This window comes from Cytobacillus sp. NJ13 (assembly GCA_030348385.1).
In the GTDB taxonomy this organism is placed as follows: Bacteria; Bacillota; Bacilli; order Bacillales; family Cytobacillaceae; genus Cytobacillus.
Genome location: JAUCFP010000006.1, coordinates 4,740,333 through 4,756,815 on the forward strand (window position 1 = coordinate 4,740,333; position 16,483 = coordinate 4,756,815).

14 protein-coding genes, 1 other RNA gene and 1 other annotated feature are annotated in these 16,483 nt (G+C 42.5%); of the genes, 13 read left to right on the forward strand and 2 right to left on the reverse strand.

What is annotated here, in order from left to right:
• Nucleotides 1-166: 166 nt before the first annotated feature.
• From QUF73_23290 to QUF73_23310, 5 genes are all read left to right on the forward strand, one after another.
• Nucleotides 167-343, forward strand: coding sequence for a hypothetical protein (locus tag QUF73_23290; protein MDM5229035.1), 177 nt, complete (start codon nucleotides 167-169; stop codon nucleotides 341-343).
• A gap of 112 nt (nucleotides 344-455) precedes the next feature.
• Nucleotides 456-695 (forward strand) — a binding site (T-box leader).
• Nucleotides 696-823: 128 nt separating this feature from the next.
• Nucleotides 824-2,098: a histidine--tRNA ligase gene (gene hisS / locus QUF73_23295; GenBank protein ID MDM5229036.1), complete on the forward strand. Its 1,275-nt coding sequence runs from the start codon at nucleotides 824-826 to the stop codon at nucleotides 2,096-2,098.
• Nucleotides 2,099-2,126: 28 nt separating this feature from the next.
• Entirely contained in the window at nucleotides 2,127-3,902 is a 1,776-nt protein-coding gene (aspS, locus tag QUF73_23300; GenBank protein ID MDM5229037.1) for an aspartate--tRNA ligase, read from the forward strand.
• Between the two features lie 187 nt (nucleotides 3,903-4,089).
• Nucleotides 4,090-4,277, forward strand: a non-coding RNA gene (gene ssrS, locus QUF73_23305) — 6S RNA.
• A 288-nt stretch (nucleotides 4,278-4,565) separates the two neighbouring features.
• Nucleotides 4,566-5,327: a tRNA threonylcarbamoyladenosine dehydratase gene (locus tag QUF73_23310; protein MDM5229038.1), complete on the forward strand. Its 762-nt coding sequence runs from the start codon at nucleotides 4,566-4,568 to the stop codon at nucleotides 5,325-5,327.
• 55 nt (nucleotides 5,328-5,382) lie between these two features.
• Here QUF73_23310 and QUF73_23315 read toward each other — a convergent pair whose 3' ends face one another.
• Nucleotides 5,383-5,901 (reverse strand): hypothetical protein, encoded by a 519-nt coding sequence (locus QUF73_23315; protein MDM5229039.1) that lies wholly within the window; start codon nucleotides 5,899-5,901, stop codon nucleotides 5,383-5,385.
• Between the two features lie 179 nt (nucleotides 5,902-6,080).
• Here QUF73_23315 and QUF73_23320 point away from each other — a divergent pair, with 179 nt between their 5' ends.
• Both QUF73_23320 and QUF73_23325 read left to right on the forward strand, forming a co-directional pair.
• Complete coding sequence (locus tag QUF73_23320; protein MDM5229040.1) at nucleotides 6,081-7,022, forward strand: ABC transporter ATP-binding protein; 942 nt, start codon at nucleotides 6,081-6,083, stop codon at nucleotides 7,020-7,022.
• Nucleotides 7,000-7,959, forward strand: a complete 960-nt coding sequence (locus QUF73_23325; protein MDM5229041.1) for an ABC transporter permease — start codon at nucleotides 7,000-7,002, stop codon at nucleotides 7,957-7,959. The genes QUF73_23320 and QUF73_23325 overlap by 23 nt, the downstream gene beginning before the upstream one ends.
• 46 nt (nucleotides 7,960-8,005) lie before the next feature.
• On the opposite strand, the gene QUF73_23330 is transcribed toward QUF73_23325, so the two are convergent.
• Nucleotides 8,006-9,271, reverse strand: coding sequence for a replication-associated recombination protein A (locus tag QUF73_23330; GenBank protein ID MDM5229042.1), 1,266 nt, complete (start codon nucleotides 9,269-9,271; stop codon nucleotides 8,006-8,008).
• A gap of 252 nt (nucleotides 9,272-9,523) precedes the next feature.
• On the opposite strand from QUF73_23330, the gene QUF73_23335 reads away from it, so the two are divergent.
• The 6 genes from QUF73_23335 (at nucleotide 9,524) to QUF73_23360 (ending at nucleotide 16,449) form a co-directional block, all read left to right on the forward strand.
• Nucleotides 9,524-10,210, forward strand: a complete 687-nt coding sequence (locus QUF73_23335) for a YitT family protein (GenBank protein MDM5229043.1) — start codon at nucleotides 9,524-9,526, stop codon at nucleotides 10,208-10,210.
• Entirely contained in the window at nucleotides 10,210-10,629 is a 420-nt protein-coding gene (locus QUF73_23340; GenBank protein MDM5229044.1) for an Rrf2 family transcriptional regulator, read from the forward strand. The genes QUF73_23335 and QUF73_23340 overlap by 1 nt, the downstream gene beginning before the upstream one ends.
• Nucleotides 10,630-10,698: 69 nt before the next feature.
• Nucleotides 10,699-11,841, forward strand: a complete 1,143-nt coding sequence (locus QUF73_23345; GenBank protein ID MDM5229045.1) for a cysteine desulfurase family protein — start codon at nucleotides 10,699-10,701, stop codon at nucleotides 11,839-11,841.
• A 256-nt stretch (nucleotides 11,842-12,097) separates the two neighbouring features.
• Complete coding sequence (gene mnmA / locus QUF73_23350; GenBank protein ID MDM5229046.1) at nucleotides 12,098-13,213, forward strand: tRNA 2-thiouridine(34) synthase MnmA; 1,116 nt, start codon at nucleotides 12,098-12,100, stop codon at nucleotides 13,211-13,213.
• A gap of 116 nt (nucleotides 13,214-13,329) precedes the next feature.
• Nucleotides 13,330-13,995: a tetratricopeptide repeat protein gene (locus QUF73_23355; GenBank protein MDM5229047.1), complete on the forward strand. Its 666-nt coding sequence runs from the start codon at nucleotides 13,330-13,332 to the stop codon at nucleotides 13,993-13,995.
• A 27-nt stretch (nucleotides 13,996-14,022) separates the two neighbouring features.
• Nucleotides 14,023-16,449, forward strand: a complete 2,427-nt coding sequence (locus QUF73_23360; GenBank protein ID MDM5229048.1) for an ATP-dependent RecD-like DNA helicase — start codon at nucleotides 14,023-14,025, stop codon at nucleotides 16,447-16,449.
• Nucleotides 16,450-16,483: the final 34 nt, after the last annotated feature.

Here is a 16,483-nt window from a genome sequence, read left to right on the forward strand (position 1 = left end):
TCAAGATAACTTTGGTCCTAAAATACTTCTGCATCTTGTGCAATTTCCCTTCTAATATCGGTATCTCAGCAATCATTTTTAGCTGGGAATTAAATTTCCCTGTTATGAAACATTTCATCTGAAAATGGAAAGAATAGAACAGACTACATAAAAAAGGGTGAGCATTATGAGATTTGGAGAAAAAGGGATGTCTGCACAATCTGGTGAAAATCAGCTGTTCGGGGTTGATTTTCATGATTTTATACAGAGAGAACAAAACTCAAACATGATTGAACTCGCTTCTGAGTTTGGACTATCTCTCAAGGATGTCAGGAAACTGAAAAAAAAGCTGGAGCGATCATAACATGATTTTAGTCTTGACATTGATGAAAATGCTCCGTATTATAATATAAATAAAATGACAAATACAATTAAATATCTAGCTGCAGCGCCTGACCAAGGCGTGTTTGCTTTTCGATAAACCATTGATGGAGAAGAGTAGTTAAACCCCACATGAAAAGAGAGAGAGTGCCACACGGCTGAAAGCATTCTCACATGATGATTTAACGAAAGAACACTTCGTAGGTTTCTCTCTGAAAAAGGCGTGATCTTTAGTAGGAGCTGAACGTTAACAGGCGTTAACTGTAAAAGAGGAAGTTTATTTATTGGCTTCAACTAGGGTGGCACCACGGGAAAACCAAACTCTCGTCCCTTGTATTTAATATACAAGGAGGCGGGAGTTTTTTTATTTTGGAGATTGTGATCATGGCTGCTTTATTGGCTAGATCATATAAGGATCAATAATTTGTACATAGATATCATTTTGCATTAGGAGGTAATTTTCATGTCTATCCGAATACCGAGGGGAACGCAGGACATTCTGCCGGGGGAAGTTGAAAAATGGCAATTGATTGAAGAAAAGGCCAGGGAACTTTGTGAGAAGTTTCAATATCGTGAAATCAGAACACCTATTTTTGAACATACAGAATTATTTCTGCGCAGTGTTGGAGACACGACGGATATTGTTCAAAAAGAAATGTACACGTTTGAAGACCGCGGCGGACGAAGCCTGACACTTCGCCCTGAAGGAACAGCTTCGACTGTAAGATCATTCGTTGAACATAAAATGTACGGTGATGCGAGCCAGCCTGTAAAGCTTTATTATATGGGACCTATGTTCCGTTATGAACGCCCCCAGGCAGGACGTTTCCGCCAATTTGTCCAATTTGGCGTCGAAGCGATCGGCAGCGCGGATCCGGCAATTGATGCGGAAGTTATCGCACTGGCAATGTCACTTTATAGAAGCATGGGACTGCAAAAGCTTAAATTGATTGTGAACAGCCTGGGAGATAAAGAAAGCCGTTCGGCACACAGAGAGGCTCTGGTCAGCCACTTCAAGCCGCGGATCGGGGAGTTTTGTCAGGATTGCCAGAATCGCCTTGAGAAAAATCCAATGCGCATCCTGGACTGTAAGCAGGATCGTGAACATGAACTTATGAAATCGGCTCCATCCATCATTGATTATTTAAATGATGATTCAAAAGCCTATTTTGAGAAGGTTCAAAAGTATTTAAAGAACCTGGATATTGACTTTACTGTCGATCCAAATCTTGTTCGCGGCCTGGATTATTACAATCATACTGCTTTTGAAATTATGAGCGATTCCGAAGGATTCGGCGCTATTACAACTCTTTGCGGCGGCGGACGGTACAATGGCCTCACTGAGGAAATTGGCGGTCCAGAAGCGCCGGGAATAGGTTTTGCTTTAAGTATCGAGCGATTCATCGCTGCTCTTGAGGCAGAGAAGGTGGATCTGCCTCTTAATAAGGGCATTGATTGCTACCTTGTATCCCTTGGAGAGGAAGCAAAGGATTATACAGTCGGCCTTCTTCAAAAACTTCGAATGGCAGGATATTCTGCTGAAAGAGATTATCTTGACAGAAAAATTAAAGCCCAGTTTAAAGCGGCAGACCGGTCGAATGCAAAATTTGTTGCTGTCTTGGGTGAAGATGAACTTAAAGCGAACAAAATAAATGTGAAATCAATGGAATCGGGAGAACAAACAGAGCTTGATCTTGATTCTTTTATTGAAAAATTTACAGAGCTTTATCAATCATAAAACAGCTTTATATTTGGGAGGAATTAGAATGTTTGGGCGAACGTATTTTTGCGGGGAAGTAACGGAAAAAGCTATTGGAGAAAAAGTAAGCTTAAAAGGCTGGGTACAAAAACGCCGGGATTTAGGCGGTCTGATCTTTGTGGATCTTCGTGACCGCACAGGCATTGTTCAGGTTGTATTTAATCCGGAAGTTTCCCCTGAAGCTCTTGCAGCAGCTGAAAAGATCCGCAATGAATTTGTTCTTGATATAGAGGGAGAAGTAATTGCACGAGAAGAAGGCACGATCAATGAGAACCTGAAAACAGGGCGCATTGAGATTAAAGCAGAGAAAGTCACTATCATAAATGAAGCAAAAACACCTCCTTTTGTCATTGATGATAAAACGGATGTTTCCGAAGATGTCCGCCTCAAATACCGCTATCTGGATTTGAGACGCCCAGTCATGTTTGATACCTTTAAGATGCGTCATCAAGTAACAAAAACGATGAGGGATTTTCTGGACGGCGAAGGATTCCTTGATATAGAAACACCGATTTTAACGAAGAGCACCCCGGAAGGAGCCCGAGACTATTTAGTTCCAAGCCGTGTGCATCCTGGTGAATTCTATGCTCTTCCGCAATCGCCTCAAATCTTTAAGCAGTTATTAATGGTAGGGGGATTTGAACGCTATTACCAAATTGCAAGATGCTTCCGTGATGAAGACCTGCGCGCAGATCGCCAGCCTGAATTTACTCAGGTCGACATCGAAATGAGTTTTATGAGCCAGGAAGAAATCATCGGCCTGATGGAAAACATGATGAAAAAGATCATGAAAGAAGTGAAAGGCCTGGATATCCAGCTTCCAATCCCGCGCATGACCTATCAGGAAGCGATGGACCGTTTTGGATCTGATAAGCCGGATACACGTTTTGAAATGGAATTGACGGATCTATCGGAAATAGTAAAAGATTCAAGCTTCAAAGTATTTACCGGAGCAGTAGCTTCCGGGGGACAGGTAAAGGCCATTAATGTAAAAAATGGTGCAGGAAAGTATTCACGAAAAGATATTGATGCCCTAACAGAGTTTGCTGCTGTTTATGGTGCAAAAGGGCTTGCTTGGTTAAAAGCGGAAGAAGACGGATTAAAAGGTCCGATTGCCAAGTTTGTGACTGAGGATGAACAAAAAGCTTTCTATGCAGCTCTGTCAGTAGAACCTGGAGACTTGCTACTCTTTGTAGCTGATAAGAAAAACGTTGTGGCAGATGCACTTGGCGCTCTGCGATTAAAGCTTGGAAAAGAGCTTGATCTGATTGATCAAAGCAAGTTTAACTTCCTTTGGGTTACAGACTGGCCGCTGCTTGAGTACGATGAGGAAGAAGGCCGCTATTATGCAGCCCATCATCCATTTACAATGCCTGCCAGAGAAGATTTAAATCTTCTCGATAAAGATCCAGCTCAAGTCCGTGCACAAGCATATGACCTTGTATTAAACGGCTACGAGCTTGGCGGCGGTTCATTGCGTATTTTCGAAAGAGACGTTCAAGAGAAAATGTTCAGTGTGCTTGGCTTCTCAAAAGAGGAAGCTGTTGAACAGTTTGGATTCCTGCTTGAAGCATTTGAATATGGCACTCCTCCGCATGGCGGAATTGCACTTGGATTAGACAGGCTTGTGATGCTGTTGGCTGGCAGAACAAATCTGAGAGATACGATTGCCTTCCCTAAAACAGCCAGTGCGAGCTGTGTGCTTACAGAAGCTCCTGGTGAAGTTAGCCAGTCCCAGCTTAATGATTTGCACTTAGCGCTTAACTTGAAAAAAAGTGAGTAATTTCCTATATAATGTTTAAATAGAAGAAAAAATTCATTTTTTAGAAAATTAAACTGGGAAGTAACTCCTGATTTTTAGACAGGATGTCTAATTTTAAGGAATAAAATGGATAAATTTGTTCAAGTTTGCCCCATTTCATCAGCTTGAAAAAGAAGAAACCGTGTGATATGATCATATCAATAAATAAAGAGTCCTGATGTGTTCGTTGTAAAACCTGAAATTTTGACCAACATTATTCCTTCGGGAGTCCGGAGTTTTCCCGCAGCGTAAAAGCCTCATGGATGAGGACTTACAAACGCAGGAAACAGGACACCCACCTGCTGAGTGCGGGTTCAAAACGAGGGCATCAACAGCGACGGCACGATTGGGACTCTTTAATACATACGATTGATAAAATCCATGCTTGTGAGCATGGATTTTTTGTTGTCCTATTCATTATGATCGTACTGGAACAGTGCTATTGCTGAAAGGTGATAAGGATTAAATATTATAGTGCTGTTAACACTATTGGAGAGGAAGTTTTCGAATTTAATTAATGGTAAATTGTTTAATGTAATTAATCCTATAGAACTACTTGTTTTAAAATTCAAGTATGATATATTCATTATCGGGTATTAGATAATACATGCTTTTTAAATAACATTTGATGGAGTTGATATATATATGCTTCACCAATTTTCCAGGAATGAATTGGCTATTGGCAAAGAAGGCCTTGAAAAAATGAGAAATAGTACCGTTGCAGTACTGGGCATCGGCGGAGTTGGTTCCTTTGCTGCGGAAGCACTGGCACGTTCCGGTGTTGGCCGGCTTGTGCTGGTTGATAAAGACGATGTTGATATCACAAATGTGAACAGACAGGTCATCGCTTTATTATCTACAGTCGGGAAACCAAAGGTGGATTTAATGAAAGAAAGAATTAAGGATATCAATCCTGACTGTGAAGTTATTGCTTTGAAAATGTTTTATACAGAGGAAACCTATGAGCAATTCTTTGATTATGGACTGGACTTTGTAGTTGATGCTTCCGATACGATTTCTTATAAAATTCATTTAATGAAAGAATGCTTGAACAGAGGGATTCCAATGATTTCAAGCATGGGTGCTGCAAATAAAATGGATCCGACCAGGTTCCAGATTGCTGATATCTTCAAAACTCATACTGACCCGATTGCTAAGGTTATCCGCACGCGCCTGAGAAAAGAAGGAATCAGAAAAGGCGTTCCGGTTGTATTCTCTGATGAAAGCCCGATCGTTATCCGGGAGGATGTCCGCAAAACAGTTGGGAAAGATAATGCTGAAATCAGAAAAGCCAAAATGCCGCCATCTTCAAATGCATTTGTTCCTTCTGTTGCAGGTTTAATCATGGCCAGCTATGTAGTTAAAGAACTATTAAGCGATATTAAAATTGCACGTGTAAATGACTGAAAAGAGACCGGCTGCATGCCGGTCTTTCGCATATAAAGTTCTGGAATCTCTCCAATCAATGAACGGCTCTTTTCTCTTCTTTGCTGTCATGCTTCAGCAGCTGGTCGGCTTCTTTCAGGATGCTTGCCATTTCTTCATATTGCAGAAGGTGATTTTCAAATTCCGCTTCCTTGTCCTTCAACCTTCTGATTAACTGCTCATTTTGAAGTTTTAATTCCACTTGTGCTTCGTGCAGACGTTTATTTTCCCTCATTTGCTCTGAATTAGGCTGTGTTTTCGCAAAATTCCTTAAGAAGTGTATGACTTGAGCCAAATTGGCAGGGGGAACACTGTCAGGAGTTTCATTGGTTTGACTGGCTGCCTTATTGCTTGCGATTTCTCGGGATCCATAATCTGTCCTTTTTTTTATGACTGTGTTCCAGCGGTATTGGCATGCTGAAACTGTACGGCCGAGATCAGTACTTGCCTTCTTAAAAGCTGATGCTTTTGTATCCCCGTTTGATGTGTATTCAAGCACTGTCTCTTCGAGTAAATGATCCTCTTCCGGTTTCCATAAGTCTTTCCGTTCCTTCATTCCTTTAACCACCTCGGAAAATACGATTGTTAGGCTTATCGTCACCCTAATAGACGAAAATATTCCATTCTCAGTTGTTGAAAGGTAAAATAACAAAGTGTAAGTCAAATTATGATCCCGACTTTAAAAGACGTCTGCAAACGAGACAAAACTTTAAAAGATGGGAGGAGGATACATATATGGATACTCTTGTAGAAATTCTGGATGTTACAAAAGTGATAAAAGGAAGGACGATCATTGATTCTGTCAGCTTTGAGGTGAAAAAGGGAGAGGTGTTCGGTTTCCTTGGCCCAAACGGTGCAGGTAAGACCACCACTATTCGAATGCTGGTGGGCTTGATCGGCATTACTTCAGGGGACATTAAAATTCTTGGCAGCAGCATTAAAACAGATTTTGAAAAGGCGGTTTCTCATATTGGAGCCATTGTAGAAAACCCTGAGATGTATAAGTTTTTGTCAGGCTATCAAAATCTGGTTCATTATGCACGAATGTCAAAAGGTGTAACTAAAGAAAAAATTAATGAAACGGTTGAACTTGTAGGACTGGCGGATCGGATTCATGATAAAGTCAGAACATACTCGCTTGGCATGAGGCAGAGGCTTGGTCTGGCACAGTGTCTTTTGCATGATCCCAAAATCCTCATTCTGGATGAACCTACGAATGGGCTCGACCCTGCCGGCATCAGGGAGATTCGGGATCACCTGAGGATGCTTGCAAGAGAAAGAGAAATGGCTGTCATTGTTTCCAGCCATTTACTATCTGAAATGGAGATGATGTGTGACAGAATCGGCATCATTCAAAACGGGAAATTGATTGATGTTCAGCACATCAGTGATTTTGTACAGGGGAAAGAAAAAGTTTATGAAGTAGAAGTGGATGATCCTGAAAAAGCGAACAGAATTATAAAAGCTGCACAGCCTGATTTGCCTGTTCAATTCACAGAAAATAGTGTGATTCTTCCGCTTGTCCGGGACGAGATACCTGAAATGATAAAGGAGTTTGTCCGGGAAAACATAAAAATATTTGCTGTGCGTGAAGTGACCAAAACATTGGAAGACCGTTTTCTTGAAGTAACAGAGTATAAAGGGGGTGCAGGTGATGGTCGGGCTGATTCAAAATGAGTGGATGAAGATTTTTAGGCGGCCGGGCACATATGTTATGATCGGACTGCTTTTAATCATGACGACTGTAGCAGGTGCCTTTATAAAATATCAGGAAAGCGGAGGGACGGTCCCGGATAATACGGAATGGAAAAGGGGACTGCAGACTCAAAACGAAAGCTATCAAAAACAGCTTGAAGAGATGGGGGAAATGGCACCCAGAGAAATGAAAGAACAGTATCAGAGGGAGATTGCCATTAACGAATACAGAATTAAAAATGATATTTCACCGAATCAGGAATACTCTGTCTGGGGATTTGTATCAGATACCTCACAGCTGATAGAATTTGCCGGCCTGTTTACCATCATCATTGCCGGAGGAATTGTGGCAAGTGAGTTTTCATGGGGAACCATCAAGCTTCTTTTGATTAGGCCTATCAAAAGAGTAAAAATCCTGGGAGCAAAGTATATTACCGTTGTTCTATTCGGTCTGCTGGTGCTGTCCATCCTCTTTGGATATTCAGCACTGCTTGGCGGACTCCTTTTTGGATTTCCTGAAAAAGCATTTCCTTATTTATATTATTACAATGGAACAGTGACAGAACAAAGTATGGGACTTCATCTGATAGCTTATTATGGCCTTAAATCCATTAATATGCTTATGCTGGCAACCATGGCTTTTATGATTTCAGCTGTTTTCAGGAATAGCTCGCTGGCAATAGGACTTTCCTTGTTTCTCATGTTTATGGGAGGACAGGTTACAAGGCTGATTGCAATGAAATATGATTGGGCAAAGTACAGCCTATTTGCCAATACAGACCTCCTTCAATATTTTGAAGGGATGCCAATGGTTCAGGGGATGACGATTGGATTTTCAATCTTGATGATACTAATATACTTCCTGCTTTTCCAGGTGCTTGCATTTTATGTGTTTAATAAAAGAGATGTTTCTGCATAAAAGCGCAAAATTAATAAAAGGTCTGGCATCGCTGCCAGACCTTTTGCTATTTAAGGAGTTTTTCATAGACAGATGCTAATGCCTGTTCAAATTTGCCTGTTTTCTTAGGCTGATAATACACCTTGTTTTTTATTCTGTCCGGCAAGTACTGCTGTTTGACCCAGCCTGTTTCATAATCGTGGGGATATAGATAGCCAATGCCTCTGCCAAGCTCTTTTGCTCCTTTGTAGTGGGCGTCCTTCAAGTGATCAGGGACTTCACCGCTTTTTCCTGCGCGGATATCCGCAATTGCAGAATCCAATGCTGTGTATGCTGAATTGGATTTTGGAGAGAGGCAGAGCTCAATGACTGCATTTGCCAGCGGAATCCTTGCTTCCGGGAATCCAATCCTTTCAGCTGTTTCGATGGCTGCAAGGGTTCTGGCTCCGGCTTGCGGAGATGCCAGTCCGATATCTTCATAGGCGATAACCAAAAGTCTTCTGCTTATGCTTTGCAGGTCGCCTGCTTCAATTAATCTTCCCAAATAATGCAATGCCGCATTTACATCACTTCCGCGGATGGACTTTTGAAAACCGGATAAGACATCGTAATGGGCATCTCCATCTTTATCGTGTGTAAAGCTTTTGCGCTGAATGCATTCCTCGGCAGCAGACAAATCAATCTTAATGATTCCTTCTTCATCTTCTTTTGTTGAAAGCACAGCCAGTTCCAATGCATTAAGCGAGCTTCTGACATCACCATTTGAAGCGGTGGCAAGATGCGTCAGCGCTTCATCGGTAACATCAGTTTGTTTATTGCCAAGACCTCGTTCCTTATCCAGCAATGCCCTTGTCAGTGCTCTTTTTATTTCATCAGCAGACAGCGGCTTTAGTTCGAAAATTTGGCACCGGCTTCTGATAGCCGGGTTAATTGCATGATATGGATTGCTGGTTGTGGCGCCAATTAAAGTGATGCTGCCATTTTCCAGATAGGGCAGCAGGAAATCTTGTTTGCCTTTATCAAGTCTATGGACTTCATCCAGCAGGAGAATAACCTTTCCGGACATTTTGGCTTCTGCCGCTACCACTTCCATATCTTTTTTATTGTTAGTCACAGCATTTAAAGTGCGGAAAGCGTATTTGGTGCTCCCTGCAATGGCACTTGCAATCGAGGTTTTTCCAATACCTGGAGGGCCGTACAGAATCATCGATGAAAGCTGTTTAGCCTGCACCATGCGATAGATAATTTTTCCTTCTGAAACAAGATGCTCCTGGCCGATGATTTCATCAATCGTTCTCGGTCTCATCCGGTATGCAAGAGGTTTAATGTTCAACGTTATCACTCCAGCCTTTTGCAGGCAGTTTGCAGCCTGCTTAGAACTTTTAGCAAAGTTTCCGCTTTTTATTTAAGATACCATAACATATCTGGCTGCGAAATTAATTAGGCCAGAGTCAGCATTGCCCTTAGTTCAAACCAGTCCCGCCCCTTTTCCTCCTAAAATATGCTATAATGTCAAAAGTCTATAATATTACTAAGGATTTAATCTTCATATATTAAAGCAGGTCTTGCAGGGAGCGTTGAGCACATGTTATTGAAAAATAAAGGGCAAATCGGTCCCAGGTTTATGGTGTATCTAACAGGACTGCTTGTCATGAGCCTGGGTATTGTTTTATTAATAGTAGCTGATATAGGGGCAACTCCCTGGGATGTTCTGCATGTTGGGCTGTACTACCAGCTTGGCCTGACGATAGGCAGCTGGTCCATCATTGTGGGGATCTTCATATTAGCTGCTGCAGCACTGATTTCAAAGGAATTTCCACAGGCCGGTGCATTCTTGAATATGATACTGATTGGTCTGTTTATTGACGCCTATTTACTTTTGCCTTTTATGCAGACACCAAATGGGATTGCTGGAAAAATGGCCATGTTTGGGATAGGGATAATTGTTTATTGCTACGGAATGGGGCTTTACATTTCTGCTCAGCTTGGAGCCGGGCCAAGGGATAGCCTGATGATTGCTTTGACAGCAAAAACTGGCTGGAAGGTCAGAAATGTCAGAGCCTTAATGGAAATTGCTGTACTGACAGTTGGATGGCAGCTTGGAGGACCTGTCTTCTGGGGAACCATTGTGCTCAGCTTGACAGTCGGGCCGATTGTCGGGGCAGCTTTGCCGCAGTGCCAGGCTTTAACTGACCGATTTTTGGCAAAGCTTAAAGAAAAGGATATTTATGCGAATCAAATGCTTAAAGAAAAGGATAGAGGTGCAAGCTGATGAAAATATCTACTAAAGGCCGTTATGGTTTAACTATAATGATTGAATTAGCTAAAAAGCATGGGGAAGGCCCTACATCGTTAAAGTCGATTGCCCAGACGAATGACCTGTCTGAGCACTATCTGGAGCAGCTTATAGCGCCGCTCCGGAATGCCGGTCTTGTTAAAAGCATCCGTGGTGCATACGGCGGATACATTTTAGGAAAAGAACCGACAAAAATTACTGCCGGTGATATTATCAGAGTGCTTGAAGGGCCGATCAGCCCGGTGGAAGGCATTGAAGATGAAGAGCCTGCAAAGAGAGAACTATGGATGCGCATTCGTGATGCCGTGAAAGATGTGCTTGATAATACAACACTCGAAGACCTTGCCAGCCATACGGATACCGGTGAATCGGATGCTTATATGTTTTATATTTAGTCCTTAATCAGGGGATAATTCATATGTAAAAAAGCAAACAGCAGGACGAAATGAAGTAGGTGAAATAGATTGGAAAGAATATACCTTGACCATGCGGCAACATCGCCAATGCATCCGGAAGTGATTGAACGGATGACTGAAGTCATGAAATCTGAATATGGAAATCCTTCAAGTATTCATTATTTCGGGCGGAGTGCACGCCATATTGTTGATGAAGCAAGATCTTCCTTAGCAAACAGCATTGGTGCAAAAGCCAATGACATTATTTTTACAAGCGGCGGTACTGAAGCTGATAATCATGCAATTTTTGGAACGGCTGAATCCTGCCGCCATAAGGGTAAACACATCATCACAACGCAAATTGAACATCATGCGGTTTTACATGCATGTGAGGAGCTTGAAAAACAGGGCTTTGAGGTAACGTATTTGCCTGTTGATCCGAATGGGCGTGTTTCGGTAAAGGACGTAGAACAAGCTTTGAGGGAGGATACCATTCTTGTAACCATCATGTATGGAAATAATGAAATAGGGACCCTTCAGCCGATTAAGGAAATAGGCGAGCTATTAGCGGAGCACCCTGCTAAATTCCATACCGATGCTGTTCAAGCTTTTGGGATTGAAAAAATTGATGTGCAGGAACTGAGAGTGGATTTGCTTTCTGTCTCCGCCCATAAAATTAATGGCCCAAAAGGAATCGGATTTTTATATGCCCATCCTGATGTGAAACTTTCTTCACGCCTTTTTGGCGGTGAACAAGAAAGAAAGCGCAGAGCAGGAACTGAAAATGTCCCATCTATTGCAGGCTTTCAGGAGGCTGTCCTGATCATTCAGAAGGAGATGGAAACTAAGCGGGAAGAGCTGCATTCTTTTAAGATGCTGTTCATGAATAAATTGAAGCAGGAAGAAGCTGTTTTTGAACTGAACGGATCACTTGATTATTCCCTGCCTCATGTTTTAAACTTAAGCTTTCCCGGAACAAATGTTGAAGCCATGCTGGTTAATCTTGATTTGGCTGGAATAGCAGCATCAAGCGGGTCGGCCTGTACTGCAGGATCCATCGATCCATCCCACGTCCTTGTCAGCATGTTTGGAAAAGGATCAGACAAACTGCAAAATTCCATCCGTTTCAGCTTTGGCCTGTTTAACACAAAGGAACAAGCCGAAAGGGCAGCAGAACAAACAGCCAAAATCGTGAAGCGGCTGGCTAAATAGATAAGATATTTGAAAATATGAATTCAGCCACTAAGTTGATTGGAGCGGAGGGCACTTGATCCTCGATAATGCATCCGCATTTTCTTCGTGCGGTGCTATTCGGGGAAGTAAATTCAATGTCCTGCGGGAGGAGAGGGAAGTGAGAGACCCCACAGGCGAAGCCGAGGAGGCTCTCATTCCTCCCCGCTGGTTCGCTGCGTGCCTGCAGCGGAAATCAACGGGCAAAATTTATAAGCAAGGAATTGAGGTGAAATAGATGAATAAAGATCCAAAGGATACCCGGGTAGTGGTTGGAATGTCCGGAGGCGTTGATTCTTCTGTTGCGGCCCTGCTTCTGAAGGAACAGGGGTACGATGTGATCGGGATTTTTATGAAAAACTGGGATGATACCGACGAGAACGGTGTATGTACCGCCACAGAGGATTACAATGATGTCATCCGGGTATGCAACCAAATCGGAATTCCTTATTATGCAGTCAACTTTGAAAAGCAATATTGGGATAAGGTGTTTACCTACTTTCTTGAAGAATACAAGGCAGGACGAACACCCAATCCCGATGTCATGTGCAATAAGGAAATTAAATTTAAGGCTTTCCTTGAACACGCTATGAGCCTTGGCGCAGATTACCTGGCTACTGGCCACTATGCACGCGTGGAATTCAGGGATGGCGAATACAAAATGCTGAGAGGCCTTGATGATAATAAGGACCAAACTTATTTCCTGAACCAGTTAACACAGGAACAGCTCGAAAAAGTTATGTTTCCTATTGGCGATATTGAAAAATCAAAAGTGCGTGAACTGGCAAAGGAAGCCGGTTTGGCAACTGCAGCAAAGAAAGACAGCACGGGCATCTGCTTTATAGGAGAGCGTAACTTCAAGGAGTTCCTTGGAAATTACCTTCCCGCTCAGCCAGGGAACATGGAAACCATGGACGGCAAAGCTGTCGGCAAGCATGATGGCCTGATGTATTATACGATTGGGCAGCGACATGGACTTGGCATTGGCGGAGCAGGTGAACCATGGTTTGCAATTGGCAAAGATCTGAAACGGAATGTCTTGTATGTTGGACAAGGCTTCCACAATGAAATGCTCTATTCAGACTCCATTATTGCTGTTAATGCCAGCTGGGTTACCCATTCAGATCTGCCGCAGGAATTTGAATGTACGGCTAAGTTCAGATACCGCCAGGCTGATAGCAGAGTAAAAGTTCATACTCTTGGAGATGGAAAAGTACAAGTTATTTTTGACGAGCCAATCCGAGCTGTTACCCCGGGGCAGGCAGTTGTTTTTTATAATGGAGACGAGTGCCTTGGCGGGGGAACAATTGATAAAATATTCAAAGATGGCAAACAGCTGGATTATGTGGGTTAAGAAAAGGCGGGACCCCGATTCTTACATAGAATCGGGGTTTTATTATGGGGAATAGCCGACAGCGGAAAAGGAAAATTCAAATATGCTATACTTTGATTGGAATGGAGTGATGAATAATGGATAAGAACCAAGTGGGTATTCAATATATGCAGGAAGGAAAATGGGAAGAAGCAGCGAAAGTTTTTATGGAAGCAATCGAAGAAAATCCTTCTGATCCTGTTTCCTATATTAACTTTGGAAATGTGTTATCAGCTGTAGGGGAAAACGAAAAAGCGCTGAAGTTCTATGAAAAGGCAATAGGACTTGATGAAAATGCCGGTGCTGCGTATTACAGTGCGGGGAATTTATATTATGAATTGCAGCAGTTTGACGAAGCCAAAAAAATGTTTGAAACAGCATTGAAAAAAGGCCTGGAAACCGGAGATAACTTCTTCATGCTTGGTATGTCGCTAACTGCACTTGACCAGGGCAAACTGGCTTTGCCTTATTTGCAGCGCAGTGTGGAGCTGAATGAAGACGATGCTGAAGCATATTTTCAATATGGATTATGCCTGGCACAGCTGGATTATATTGATGAAGCAATCCAGCAGATGAAAAAGTGCATTGAAATTGAGCCGGAGCATGCAGATGCTTATTATAACCTTGGAGTAGCATATGGATTTAAAGAAGAGGAAAATGAAGCACTTGCTTACTTTAATAAGGCGCTGGAAATCCAGCCGGACCATATGCTTGCCGGCTATGGAAAAAAGCTGATTGAAAAAGGCGGCAGTGAATTGAACTAAAAGTTGCCCTATGGGGAGGGAAAAATAATGGAGAAACAGGATTCCATGGATCTTTTTGCCGAACAGGGAAAGTTCATAAAAGGCAGACACCTTGTCACAATCTTTCATAATGAACAAAACTTATATACGGTTGTGCGCATTCGGGTTGATGAAACGAATGACTCTTATGATGAAAAAGAAGCGGTCATTACAGGCTATCTGCCAAAGATGCATGAGCATGAAACTTATATTTTCTATGGTGAATTCAAAGACCACCCTAAGTTCGGCGTCCAATTCCACGCAAGCCATTACAGGAAAGATCTTCCCCAGACCAAGCAAGGTGTAGCCAATTATTTATCAAGCGAATTATTTAAAGGGATTGGAAAGAAAACCGCCGAGCAAATCGTCGAGACACTTGGCGAAGATGCAATCACACGCATTCTTAATCAGCCTTCTATCCTTGATAAGGTTCCAAAACTGTCACCTGAAAAAGCTAAATTGCTTTACGACACGCTTATGGAACATCAAGGTCTTGAGCAAGCCATGATTGCGCTTAATCAATATGGTTTTGGCCCGCAGCTTTCCATGAGAATTTATCAAGTGTATAAAGAAATGACGATCGAAGTCGTTCAAAACAATCCTTATAAGCTGGTTGAGGATATAGAAGGAGTCGGCTTTGGCCGTGCAGATGAACTGGGATATCAAATCGGCATATCAGGAAATCATCCTGATCGTTTAAAAGCAGCCTGCCTCTACATACTTGAAATGGAAAGCATGCAGGCAGGCCATGTTTATATTGAAGCAAGACCTCTTCTGCAAAGTGTGAAGAAGCTTTTAGAAGAAAATAAGCGTGATACCATTGAATACAAGGATATATCCAATGAACTCATTAAGCTTGAAGAGGAAGGGAAGATCATGGCTGAAGGCCAAAAGATATACCTTCCATCCCTATATTTTTCTGAAAAGGGACTTGTAACCAATATTAAACGGATCCTTAAGCAAACACAGTATGATGAACAGTTCCCGGAGTCGGAATTTCTTTTGGCCCTTGGCAATCTGGAGGAACGTCTGGGTGTTCAGTATGCCCCAACCCAAAAGGAAGCCATTCAAACAGCTCTTATGTCTCCTATGCTGATACTGACTGGCGGCCCGGGTACAGGAAAAACAACTGTTATTAAGGGAATTGTTGAATTATATGCCGAGCTGCATGGCTGCTCCCTTGAACCTAAAGACTATAAAAAGGAAGAGCCTTTTCCGTTCCTGCTGGCTGCACCAACAGGAAGGGCTGCAAAACGGATGGCCGAGTCAACAGGGCTGCCCGCTGTAACCATTCACCGCCTTCTTGGATGGAATGGGACCGAAGGGTTTGACCGTCACGAAGAGAGTCCATTGGAAGGCAGAATTTTAATTGTTGATGAGACATCAATGGTTGATGTTTGGCTTGCTAATCAGCTTTTCAAGGCTCTCCCTGAAAATATGCAGGTAATCCTTGTAGGGGATGAAGATCAGCTGCCTTCAGTGGGTCCAGGCCAGGTTTTGAAAGATCTTTTGCGTTCAGAACGTATTCCTACTGTTCGACTTACAGATATTTACAGGCAGGCTGAAGGATCCTCAATCATTGAATTGGCCCACGAAATGAAGAAGGGCAAACTTCCAGCGAACATTTCTGCACAGCAGACTGATCGTTCCTTTATTAAATGCCAGCCGGGCCAAATTGCGGATGTTGTTGAAAAGGTTGTCCTGAATGCCAAAAAGAAAGGGTATTCTTCAAAAGATATTCAGGTGCTTGCCCCTATGTACCGCGGACCCGCAGGAATTGACAGGCTAAACGAAATATTGCAGGAAATTCTGAATCCAAATGCTGATGGAACGAGGAAAGAGCTGTCCTTTGGTGATGTGAAATACAGAATCGGCGATAAAGTCCTTCAGCTTGTCAATCAGCCTGAGAATAATGTGTTTAATGGGGATATGGGTGAGATTGTTTCTATTTTTTACGCAAAGGAAAATACGGAAAAACAGGATATGATTGTCGTATCCTTCGATGGTGCGGAAGCTGCATACACAAGGCAGGATCTCAATCAGATCACTCATGCCTACTGCTGTTCTGTCCATAAATCCCAGGGAAGTGAATTCCCTATTGTCATTTTGCCTGTTGTTAAAAGCTATTACAGGATGCTTAGAAGAAATCTTCTTTATACCGCCATTACCCGCAGCAGACAATTTTTAATACTGTGCGGTGAGGAAGATGCGTTAAAAATCGGTGTGGAACGTGCGGATGAACAGGCCCGCCTGACAACTTTATCTGAAAAGCTTAGAGATGCAATCCCATTAAATGATGAAACAGTGCAGGAAGATACAGCTGAATCTTCTCTGCAGGAAACACTAACCCTCGAGGAAAAGCTTCTCCGCGCCGATCCCATGATAGGAATGGGAAATATAACACCGTATGATTTTATGGAAAAAGAATATAGCTAAAAAGAACAGTCTAAATAACAGACTGTTCTTTTTG

Excerpts from the sequence above, each read along its gene's own strand:
- mnmA (MDM5229046.1), top strand. The coding sequence starts at position 12,098 with ATGAATAAAGATCCAAAGGATACCCGGGTAGTGGTTGGAATGTCCGGA.
- QUF73_23320 (MDM5229040.1), top strand. The coding sequence starts at position 6,081 with ATGGATACTCTTGTAGAAATTCTGGATGTTACAAAAGTGATAAAAGGA.
- QUF73_23360 (MDM5229048.1), top strand. The coding sequence starts at position 14,023 with ATGGAGAAACAGGATTCCATGGATCTTTTTGCCGAACAGGGAAAGTTC.
- QUF73_23290 (MDM5229035.1), top strand. The coding sequence starts at position 167 with ATGAGATTTGGAGAAAAAGGGATGTCTGCACAATCTGGTGAAAATCAG.
- QUF73_23335 (MDM5229043.1), top strand. The coding sequence starts at position 9,524 with ATGTTATTGAAAAATAAAGGGCAAATCGGTCCCAGGTTTATGGTGTAT.
- hisS (MDM5229036.1), top strand. The coding sequence starts at position 824 with ATGTCTATCCGAATACCGAGGGGAACGCAGGACATTCTGCCGGGGGAA.
- aspS (MDM5229037.1), top strand. The coding sequence starts at position 2,127 with ATGTTTGGGCGAACGTATTTTTGCGGGGAAGTAACGGAAAAAGCTATT.
- QUF73_23325 (MDM5229041.1), top strand. The coding sequence starts at position 7,000 with ATGGTCGGGCTGATTCAAAATGAGTGGATGAAGATTTTTAGGCGGCCG.
- QUF73_23340 (MDM5229044.1), top strand. The coding sequence starts at position 10,210 with ATGAAAATATCTACTAAAGGCCGTTATGGTTTAACTATAATGATTGAA.
- QUF73_23315 (MDM5229039.1), bottom strand. The coding sequence starts at position 5,901 with ATGAAGGAACGGAAAGACTTATGGAAACCGGAAGAGGATCATTTACTC.
- QUF73_23310 (MDM5229038.1), top strand. The coding sequence starts at position 4,566 with ATGCTTCACCAATTTTCCAGGAATGAATTGGCTATTGGCAAAGAAGGC.
- QUF73_23355 (MDM5229047.1), top strand. The coding sequence starts at position 13,330 with ATGGATAAGAACCAAGTGGGTATTCAATATATGCAGGAAGGAAAATGG.